Source organism: Microcoleus sp. B5-D4, from assembly GCF_036705145.1.
GTDB lineage: Bacteria > Cyanobacteriota > Cyanobacteriia > Cyanobacteriales > Microcoleaceae > Microcoleus.
Genome location: NZ_JAUBTV010000148.1, coordinates 8986 through 9676 on the forward strand (window position 1 = coordinate 8986; position 691 = coordinate 9676).

Sequence of the window (691 nt, forward strand, 5' to 3'; positions counted from 1 at the left end):
AGTACCATCACCACTCGATGATGGCGGTGTAGAAGTACCATCACCGATGGGTGAGGGCGGTGTTTCGACGCCTTGGATATCCATACCGCCCGCAGGAAGGGGGGGGGAGGGCAGGATTGGGGAAGAAGGCGCAGTCGAATTGTTGGGGGTTGTTACTTGTGACATTAGGTTTTTTGGAAATAAAAATTATTCACGCTGCGTGATAACCGCGCATCAAACCAATTGCTCTTATGCGCCGAAACCCATTTTTAAGGATTTGAGCTTTCCTCTGCCAGGAGTGAGGAGCCTGAAAGCCTCCTGAAAGCCTTTTTTTTGTTTGAGTGCGTGATGCCTAACCTAGATAGAATCTAGGGTTAACCCCGTGGTGTTAAAAAAAGATAGGTCTCCTATTGCGAGCTAGCTGGCCCAGTGCAACCAACGGATTTGCATTATCAATCGCGTTGGCGATCATCGTCTGTTCAAAAAAGATTTAACGATCGCCCTAAGCGTTAATTTCCAGCGTTTGAGGGGCTTCTGTCACCACCAGCCACGCGGGCGGGTCCCAATTAGCGAATCCTTCACCCTGACTCACTTTGTCCACCAGTCAATCTCTATCTTATATGCTTGAGTTCTATTTAAGTAGTTAAGCAAAATTAATTACATAATTATCTCCAAATTCTTTAAGAATTTTTTCTACAGATGAAACAAGAGA